Genomic DNA, 10,053 nt, shown 5'->3' with positions numbered 1-10,053 from the left:
GAGCATTGCTTTTGTGTGCTGTCAAGGGTGGCGTAAGTTGCCATCAAACATCATATCTGCAATTTTCAAGGTTCAATCTGAGCCTATTTCTTAGACTTTATTTTTTCATAACTCATTTGACACTACCTATAGTCTTCCATGTATTTTCTGGCTCGTTCAATTTCCTGTTTAGGAGTTTCCGTAGTCCTTTTTATAAATCCAGGCAATAATAAAAGTCCTGTACGGGGATTTTACCATTTTCTTTTATGTAAAATTCAATTTCGAAATTTTTCTCCACTCCTCTTTTTATTTACAAGTTATCATATATGATAACTAGTGTCAACCTCTTTCTTCACCTCTCATCATTCTGAATATATTGTGTCCTGAAACATTTTTGCTGCTCTTTCATGGAGGATCAAAGGATAAAAGTTGAACAAAAAGCCTTTTTATGGTATGATCTTACCGTTTAAAGGCTTTTTATATTGCGCGGGAACTGCGTCCCTTCGCAATAAAAACGTTCCGCGAGGAACGCACTGCGGCAGAGCGGAAAACGTTGCTGAAGCGACCTGCCGCAGGCGGAGAATCCTGCAGGCAGGATTCTTATTAAATTATACATACAGGGGGAATCAAATTGGACAGCAGTCATTTTTCCAAGATGATCAATGATTTCAAACCGGGCATTTTCGGTGCGCTCAACGAGAAGAAGGAAGAGCTTTTAAGAGCGGGGAAAAAGGTGTACAACCTCTCTGTCGGCACGCCGGACTTTGAACCTGCGCCTCACGTGATGAAGGCCATGCAGGACGCCTGCGGCAAACCGGAAAACTATAAATATTCTCTGGCCGACCTGCCGGAACTTCTGGAGGCGGTTAAGAACCGCTATGAGAAACGCTTTGGCGTTCATCTTGAGACGGACGAGATTATGTCCGTGTACGGCTCCCAGGAGGCCATGGCACATATCGGGATGGTGTTCTGCGATCCGGGAGATGTAATCCTCGTGCCGAACCCGGGATATCCCATGTTCGAGATGAGCGGCATTATGGCGAAGGCAGAAGTGAGATACTACGAGATCAGAGAGGAGAACGGGTATCTGCCGGATCTGGACAGTATACCGGAGGAAGTACTGAAGCGGACAAAATACATGATCGTTTCCTATCCGCTCAATCCGGTCTGCGTGTGCGCGCCGGATGATTTTTATGTGCGCCTGATCGCCTTTGCGAAAAAGCATGATATCGTGATTCTCCATGACAACGCGTATTCTGATATTACGTTTGCAGACAGGCCGGGCAGGTCATTTCTTGCCTATGAGGGCGCAAAGGACGTGGGCGTTGAATTTTATTCCCTTTCAAAGTCCTATAACCTGACCGGAGCAAGAATCTCCTTTGTGGTCGGCAACAGGGATATTGTGAGCCGGTTCCGTCTGCTCCGCTCTCAGATTGATTACGGAATCTTTTATCCGGTACAGCTTGCGGCCATCGCGGCGCTGAACGGCCCGGATGATTTTATCGAGAGACAGCGGGAGGAATACGGAAGAAGAAACCGGGCGCTGTGCGGCGGCTTAAGGAAGATCGGATGGAACGTGCCGGACAGCCAGGGCACCATGTTTGTGTGGGTGCGCATTCCGGAAGGATATGAGTCGTCTGCGGATTTCTGTATAAAACTGATGGAGAAGACCGGAGTGATCGTGACGCCGGGAAGCGCATTCGGCAGCAATGGGGAAGGGTACGTGCGTATGGCGCTTGTCGTTGACACGGATACGATCAGAGAGATTCTGGATGTGCTTGAGAAGTCGGGAATGTTTTTACAGGGATGAGCGAAAGACAGAAGCACTGCAGAAGAAAGAGTTAAAAAGGAAGAGTTAGAGAAGGAAAAGTTAGAGAAGAAAAAGGTAGAGAAGGAAAAGGTAGAGAAGGAAAAGCAAGAGAAGGAAGAGAGAGGAAAAAGATTTATGAATTATGCGGAAGTGACACAAAACGCGAGAGACTGTATCGGGCCATACTGTAAGGCATGTCCGGTGTGCAACGGCGCTGCCTGCCGAAATACCATGCCCGGGCCGGGAGCGAAGGGGACAGGAACGCTAGCCATGCGCAATTACCAGAAGTGGCAGGAAGTGTGCATCAATATGGATACGATCTGCGGGCAGAAAACGCTGAACACGGAGACGGATCTGTTCGGGAAGAAGTTCGCCTACCCGTTTTTCGCAGGCCCGGTGGGTGCGGTGAAACTCCACTACGGCGATAAATACACGGATCAGGAGTACAATGAGATCCTGCTCCGGGGCTGCGCTCAGAACCGGATTGCAGCATTTACAGGAGACGGAACAGATTACAATGTGATGATCGAGGCCACATCCGCCATTGAAAAGCTCTCTGGCCAGGGGATCCCGACGGTGAAGCCGTGGGATCTCGATACCATCCGGGAGAAGATGGAGCTTGTGAAGCGCTCCGGAGCTTTCGCAGTGGCGATGGATATCGACGGAGCGGGGCTTCCGTTCCTTCAGAATTTAAATCCGCCGGCGGGAAGCAAGTCGGTAGAGGAATTAAGAGAGATTGTGAAGATGGCGGAGATCCCCTTTATCCTCAAGGGAATCATGACGGTAAAAGGCGCGCAGAAGGCGCTGGAAGCCGGCGTTTCCGGAATCGTTGTCTCCAATCACGGCGGAAGAGTGCTGGATCAGTGCCCGTCTACGGCAGAAGTGCTTCCGGCTATCGCCAGAGCAGTGGACGGACAGATGAAGGTGTTTGTGGACGGCGGCATCCGGAGCGGAGTGGACGTCTTTAAGGCACTCGCCCTGGGCGCGGATGCGGTTCTCATTGCAAGGCCCTTTGTGACGGCGGTTTACGGCGGAGGAGAGGACGGTGTAAGCGCGTATGTGGACAAGATCGGTTCCGAATTAAAGGATACGATGCGGATGTGCGGCGCGTTTTCCATTGATGAGATCACGCCCGACATGATCTGGAAATAATTGCATAATACAGAGGAAAAACCGGAAAACCGGCAGGAGAGGATTGTATGAAGAGAATAGCAAAATTTGAAAAGGTCAGTTTTGAACAGTACCTTGAAGCATGGAATGATACGTTCGGACAGACTGATGAGAACAGAGTAAGAGAGATCTATGAAGGAATATGCCTTCCGAAGCGGGCAACGTCCGGAAGCGCAGGGTATGATTTCTTTGCACCGGTGGATTTAAAACTTGAACCGGGAGAGACGGTCAAGGTGCCGACAGGCATCCGCGTGTGGATGGAGCCGGAGTGGGTGCTGAAGTGCTATCCGAGAAGCGGGCTTGGTTTCAAGTTCAGGCTGCAGCTTAACAACACAGTCGGGATCATTGACAGCGACTACTATTATTCAGACAATGAAGGACATATTTTCTCTAAACTTACAAATGACACGAACGAGGGAAAGACCGTGCAGATTCAGGCGGGAGACGGATTCATGCAGGGAATCTTCGTGGAGTACGGAATTACACTGGACGACGATGTGACAGAGGTAAGAAACGGCGGATTCGGAAGTACGACGGGCCGGCGGTAGAAACAGCAGATTCAGAAGTCAAAGCAGGCCGGCAGAAACAGTGATTTGCAGCATGTTACAAAAATGTAAGTGCAATTAAGAAAATCGTAAGATAATATAATGGAAGAACACAGAGTTGTCCGATATACTAAGCGTATGAAAGGAGTACATACAGTATGAGATGGATAAAACGTCTGTGTTCTTTGTTGTTTTTCTGCCTGGTTATAGCGGCGGGTATAATCGGCTTTCAGGGATACAGGGACTACAGAGAAGCACTGGAAGGAAAAAGCGTGGAGCAGATGGCTTACGAGATTGAATCGCAGGAAAATTACACATCAATTGATGAACTGCCGCAGACATATGTTGACGCGGTTCTCGCGGTGGAGGACAAGCGGTTTTACAGTCATCCCGGCATCGATCCGATCGCCATAGGCCGGGCGCTTGTGAACGATATCAAAGCGGGCGCGTACGTGGAGGGCGGCAGCACAATTACCCAGCAGCTTGCGAAAAACCAGTATTTCACCCAGGATAAAAAAATCGTGCGCAAAGTTGCGGAGATGTTCATGGCCTTCAAGATCGAGTCCGTACTTGATAAGGATAAAATATTTGAACTCTATGTAAACTCGATCTTTTTCGGAAACGGCTACTACTGCGTGGCGGATGCCTCCGCGGGATATTTCGGGAAAACGCCGGCAGAGATGAATTTCGATGAATGTACGCTTCTGGCAGGCGTACCAAATGCGCCGACCAACTACAATCCTGTCGCCAGTCCGGAGCTTGCAAGACAGCGCCAGGCGCAGGTGCTTGAAAAGATGGAAAAGGCCGGCTACCTGGACAAGACAGAGACGGAAAACACGGCTGTAGCTGAATAATTCGAAAAAATCAGGGGACGATAACCATAGAAAAACAACAGAGGGGTATTTTCTATGGTGGAAAAGGACACGAAAAAGCTGAGTGCTTCATTTGAAGAGAATATTAAATACATGAATCAGGTGCTCCCTGTAAAGGAAAGTTTTGACCTGATCCGCAGAGACATTGTAATTGGCGGGAAGAACGCGGTCTTTTACTATATTGACGGATTTATCAAAGACGAGGTCATGCTCAAAATCATGGATTCCTTCTTTTCTGTGACGCCGGAGGACATGCCGGAGGATGCGGAAGGATTTATACAGAAAAAGGTGCCCTATGTGGAAGTGGACATTACGGAATATTTTGACGATGTGATCCGAAATGTCCTATCCGGTCCGGCGGCGCTATTCATCGACGGATACAGCGAGTGCGTCATTCTCGACTGCAGAACCTACCCGGCCCGCAGTGTGGATGAACCGGACAAGGACAAGTCGCTTCGCGGATCAAGGGATGGATTTGTGGAGACAATTGTGTTTAACACCGCACTTATGCGCAGGAGAATCCGAGATCCTCATCTTGTGATGGAAATGACAGAGGCGGGGCAGTTCTCCCGGACGGACATTGCGGTCTGCTATATGAGCGACCGTGTGGATAAAGCGCTGCTTGACAATCTGAAACAGCGGATAGGGGATGTTAAGCTTGGGGATCTCCGGATGAACCAGCAGAGCCTTGCAGAAGCGCTCTTTAAAAGAAAATGGTTCAACCCGTTTCCAAAATGGAAGTTTACGGAGCGGCCGGACACGGCTGCGGCGTGTCTGCTGGAAGGGAAAGTAGTTATTCTCGTGGACAATTCGCCGTCCGCCATGATTCTGCCGACGTCGATTCTCGATATGATCGAGGAGGCGAACGACTACTATTTTCCGACAGTGACCGCTGTCTATCTGAAAATAACAAGGGCGCTTATTACATTTGCTACCGTGTTTTTTACTCCGCTTTACCTTCTTTTTATGCAGAATCTTGAGTGGCTGCCGGAGGCGTTTGAGTTTGTGGCAGTGAGAGATACGGTCAACATTCCTCTGATCTTTCAGTTTCTGCTTCTCGAACTCTCGATTGACGGCCTGCGTCTTGCGGCCATGAATACGCCGACGATGCTGAGCACGCCTCTGAGTGTAATTGCCGGTATCGTGATGGGAGAGTTCTCGGTCCAGTCGGGATGGTTCAACTCGGAAACCATGCGATTTATATAAAAAATGCGGAATATCAACAAAAATTAGATGATCAGAAAACTATTTACACCAAAAATACACCAAATTATTTATATAAGTAAGAGTCTTGACATGAAATCATTATATGGGAACGCGTCAGAAAATACCTCAGAAATTCAGAGGTATTTTTTTTTTACAGATTTATATATAAAGAGACTTACTATCAGCAAATAATAAAAAGCTCCTTGACATTGGTATTATATAAAAAATCATTTTGCTGTGTTAGAAGAAAAAATTATAAGATGCAAATTATTTGACGCGCACAAGGAAACTGTGCAAACAGGGCAGTATGGAGCTGCAAAAATATTTTTGCAGTTGTTAAGAAGAAAAAAGTCAGTCTCGGCCTCGATGACGACAGCTATGCCGTTGAAATACTTTGTGAAAGCATTGGCTGTCATATTTATTATAGCCGATCAGGTAATACTGCAATTGTTTATCATAAATAAAGAGGAGAGGAAAAATGGGAAAGAAGGAGTTTTGTGTAATAGGCACTGCAAAATTGGATATGGACAAATTCAGAAGCTTCAGGACAAAAGAGCGGGAAAAGAGGAAGAAAAAAGAAAAATGCTGGCCGGCGGAACACTGGCAGAACTATTTCTATCAGCATCAGGATCTTGCCCGGTATGCAGAAGAAGGCTACTGTGACAAGATTAATCTAAATCATACGCCGGCTGACTCTTTCGATAAAAAAGTAGAAGCGACGGCTGCTTATCTCGATGCTATGGGATTGTCCTGGGACCTGCTTTTCGATAATGAAATGATTACCATCATCCGATATGGGGAATTATCCTTTGGTTTACCTCCGGAACTTGTGGAATGTCATTTTTATACTGATCTGGATCATGACACAATTGCGGATCTCCGTCAAAGGATTGGGGCAAAAGAGCATGGGATGAACGCTATTGTACCCTACGGAGGGATCACAAAAGCACATATGACAGATGAGATTTCTTCAATACGTGGAAAAATCGAAGAGAAGAAAAAAGAGATCGAGGACCTGGAGAAAACGGAACGGAAAGAGATTGAGAAAATGCGTCTTCAGATCAAAGCAAAATATCAGGAGCAGTTTGATCTTATCAACGAAAAGAAAAGAGAAATGGAATTGATGATGGAACGGTTGGAAAACCAGCTTTTCGTCTTGGATACTGAGCTTTATTCTATCCGCTGTTTTATGGGAGAGACAGTACAGTTTGTCCAGCTCCGTACCGGAAAACATGCTCCCGTGGATACACCGGTCATCCTTTATCAGAAGATGAGGTATCTGGATGAAGAAATGGGAAAGTTCCTTGCAGTTTACCAGTTCGATTCGGAAGACAAAGGGATGTTTGAGGAAGTGTTGAAATACAGAGATGATCTGTTTAATTTGTTTGCCCCGTCGGATAAATCTATCTCCCTTACAAGAATCTCCAGGAACAATATCCAATACGGGAATAACCCAGTCGTTGCCAATATGCTGGAAAAATATAATACTTTCCATGGATCTCAGGTCGGAATCCTGATCCGGGATGGGGGAAACCTGTGGATCGGCTGGACAGAAGAAGAAAGGATCAATATAACTGAAGATGTCTTTTTAAAGCCGAAAACAGATATAACAACAGTAGAAGATTATAGTGGTACTTCCACAAAAGAAGAGATTGCCAGCCGATATTTCCTCTTCTCTATCCTTCAGGGGGTGTTACACAACAATCAGATGCTCCATCTGCCAGAAGGAACAAGCGTGTTTAAGAAAAGCCCTTATGTCGTCTTTTCCATGGCTGATGCATGGCTGGAGGATAACCGGTTCGGCAGCTTCTCGGAAATAGTCGAACGGACTAATCAGCCTTTACATGTAGGAGATATGGTGCTGACGACGCTTCATATTACCCGTGATGATCGGTATACGGGCAGGTATGGAGGCCGCCCTACATACACTGACGCTTGGAACAATAACAGGGGACGCGGCAGCCGGAACAGGACACATGACGCTTCGATCCCCAATATGAAGGTTATTCCGGTAAACCTGATTGATACGGAAGAAACATACTGTATTCTCTATGATATTTATGAAAGTACGCTTGAGCGGTTCCCGACAGAAAAGGAGGGCGTTTATACTTACAGCACTACAAGGACCGACAAGAAGATCGGGGAAGGGATAGAAGATTTCCAGGTTTGGAACGGCTTTTATGACAACATGAAGGACGAAAAATATGACCTCCGAGGGCTCACCGAGGATGAAATCTATCAGTGGTACATGGCACGAGATCGAAAAAATTGGAATACCTTTGGTGATAGTGATCTGATTGATCCGATGAACGAAACTGCTTCTTATAAAGTAGCAAAAGGTATTAGAAAGAAAAATACTTGGCTGCATTACTATCTGTCTGCTGAAAAAGAAGGATACTGGGATGAGAAAAAATCGTATGCCAACATGGAAATCGAAGAAGGAGAATACTTAAACCTTACTTATTTGAACTCCGTGTATGTTCTTTATGCGATTCAGAACCGAAAGATCGGTGGATGGGTGATTGGCGGTCACACCATGGACTACGCAAACAGCATCCAGTATCTGAATATTGCCCTGGAATATCTCCGGAAGAGAGAAGAAAAGGAAGCACAGATGTTGGAAAAGTATATGGATCTCTATCCGGACTGGCAAGTGGATCTATCCGAGTGGCGGCTTGAAAATGGGTACCATCGGTTAACGGATGCCAGGGCAAAAAAATTCGCAAAATATAAGGCGGCAAAAGGAAACAATTAGTGGTGGATTTTATGAACAACACAAGAAGAAAACGTATTGCAGAAGCAGTTGATCTGATTGGCCAGGCAAAGGACATTTTGGAAGAAGTACGAGATGAAGAACAGGAAAGCTACGATAATCTTCCCGAAAGCCTGCAGATATCCGAGCGTGGGGATCAAATGCTTGAGAATATTGATAATTTAGAAGAAATGTTGGATCTTTTAGAAGAAGCAGAAGAACTGAAAGAAATGTGAAATGGCAGCCGGTTCCATCCTCTATCTACAGGGAGGATGGGGCGGCTACCTCAGAGTGTAGTGAAATTTTCCATATTTATCTCAGTAAAGTTTAGGAGAGGTAGATATGGCGAAATTGTTTAGTTGTTTTTTCCTGATATTATCAATAAGCTGTTCTATTGTTGGGTGCGGACCGACGAAGCAGGCTGAAAAAATTGAAGCTGTGTCTGAAGTAACGTTTCCCCATCTTAGCTCTGAAGAATTTCAAAAAAAGTTGTCCGTTAGATTCCACGAACATGAGTATATAAATGGTGTTTGTACCTGCGGAAGGTTCACAGCGATTGATGAAGATGATCAATGTATTATTTTAACGGATACTATATTAGATGAACTTGGATATACCGGAAATAATATTGAACTACCGTCACGCCTGGTTTATCAAGGTACAGAGTATGAAGTAAAAGGGATCGGAACATGCGCATTTATGCAAGACAAATCCCTGATAAGCCTCACTCTCCCGGAGAGGGCCACCTACATTGGAGACCATGCTTTTGACGGGTGTGAGAATTTGTATCGTGTTGTCCTTCCTGATTCCATTACATATATAGGAGAAGCTGCATTCCAATGCTGTTATTCCCTGAATGATATTACCATCCCCAGCAACGTGAGATATATCGGCGATTTTGCTTATAATCACTGTCCCAACGCACAAAACACGATGATTCAGCTGCCTGATTCCCTGCAGAGTATTGGAAACAATCCTGATACTCCAAGCCATGCCTTTTATGACTGCGGGACAGACAACTTTACTGATTTTTTTGTAGCAGACACAAACGAATTCTATAAATCCGAGGACGGGGTATTATATACGAAAGATGGAAAAACACTGGTAGCAATTCCGGTTGGAAGGAAATTTGAAAATGGCGTATACGAAATGCCCAATAGTGTAACAGGTATAGGAGAACTTGCTTTCAGCCGAAACAGAAATATAACAAGTGTAATCATATCTGACAATCTGGTAATCGATCCAGAGATGGATCAGGAGAAGAAAGCCTCTTATGTAAACGAAGGAACTGATTTGGCTGTAGGAATATATGGTTATTCTTCAGTATCAGAATATCTTACCTATGATACGAACGATCGTTATGTTTCCAATGAAGGGATCCTTTATAGCAAAAACATGGAGTCAATTATTGCAATACCATCCCAATATTCTGGCGTTATCAACATACCGGACGGGGTAAAAACATGGGAAAAAGACGCCTTGTGGACGGAAATTGATTATTTTAAAGATATCGCATTTAACAAAATATCATCAATCATAATTCCAGCCTCCCTGGAATCAATTGACCCTGAGCAGATCGATACAGTAAATCTCTTGGCAAAATATTATGGCACTACTTTTTCTGTAGATGCGGATAACACTTCTTACTATGTGGGGGAAGATGGTTTGTTATATCATTTTTAACAAAGAAACCGGCTGATGTTCATGTACACGCCAGAA

Annotated in this window: 8 protein-coding genes; all 8 read left to right on the top strand. The window is 45.4% G+C overall.

Annotated elements, in window-relative coordinates; genetic code table 11:
* Positions 1-634 precede the first annotated feature (634 nt).
* The 8 genes from LKD70_RS09375 to LKD70_RS09340 all read left to right on the top strand — a co-directional run bounded on the left by LKD70_RS09375 (position 635) and on the right by LKD70_RS09340 (position 10,017).
* Complete coding sequence (locus LKD70_RS09375) at positions 635-1,789, top strand: aminotransferase class I/II-fold pyridoxal phosphate-dependent enzyme (protein WP_407690942.1); 1,155 nt, start codon at positions 635-637, stop codon at positions 1,787-1,789.
* A gap of 135 nt (positions 1,790-1,924) precedes the next feature.
* Complete coding sequence (locus LKD70_RS09370; RefSeq protein ID WP_227707762.1) at positions 1,925-2,941, top strand: alpha-hydroxy-acid oxidizing protein; 1,017 nt, start codon at positions 1,925-1,927, stop codon at positions 2,939-2,941.
* A gap of 47 nt (positions 2,942-2,988) precedes the next feature.
* Positions 2,989-3,507: a dCTP deaminase/dUTPase family protein gene (locus LKD70_RS09365; protein ID WP_227707761.1), complete on the top strand. Its 519-nt coding sequence runs from the start codon at positions 2,989-2,991 to the stop codon at positions 3,505-3,507.
* Between the two features lie 155 nt (positions 3,508-3,662).
* Complete coding sequence (locus tag LKD70_RS09360; protein WP_227707760.1) at positions 3,663-4,358, top strand: transglycosylase domain-containing protein; 696 nt, start codon at positions 3,663-3,665, stop codon at positions 4,356-4,358.
* Positions 4,359-4,412: 54 nt separating this feature from the next.
* Complete coding sequence (locus LKD70_RS09355) at positions 4,413-5,582, top strand: spore germination protein (protein ID WP_227707759.1); 1,170 nt, start codon at positions 4,413-4,415, stop codon at positions 5,580-5,582.
* A gap of 478 nt (positions 5,583-6,060) precedes the next feature.
* Positions 6,061-8,337 (top strand): hypothetical protein, encoded by a 2,277-nt coding sequence (locus LKD70_RS09350; protein ID WP_227707758.1) that lies wholly within the window; start codon positions 6,061-6,063, stop codon positions 8,335-8,337.
* 2 nt (positions 8,338-8,339) lie between these two features.
* Entirely contained in the window at positions 8,340-8,570 is a 231-nt protein-coding gene (locus LKD70_RS09345; protein WP_227707757.1) for a hypothetical protein, read from the top strand.
* Positions 8,571-8,676: 106 nt separating this feature from the next.
* Positions 8,677-10,017 (top strand): leucine-rich repeat domain-containing protein, encoded by a 1,341-nt coding sequence (locus LKD70_RS09340; protein WP_227707756.1) that lies wholly within the window; start codon positions 8,677-8,679, stop codon positions 10,015-10,017.
* Positions 10,018-10,053: the final 36 nt, after the last annotated feature.

It is taken from the genome of Ruminococcus turbiniformis, assembly GCF_020687545.1.
Lineage (GTDB): Bacteria > Bacillota > Clostridia > Lachnospirales > Lachnospiraceae > Mediterraneibacter > Mediterraneibacter turbiniformis.
The sequence above is the reverse complement of the archived record's forward strand: the minus strand, read 5'-3'. Positions and strand labels throughout refer to the sequence as shown.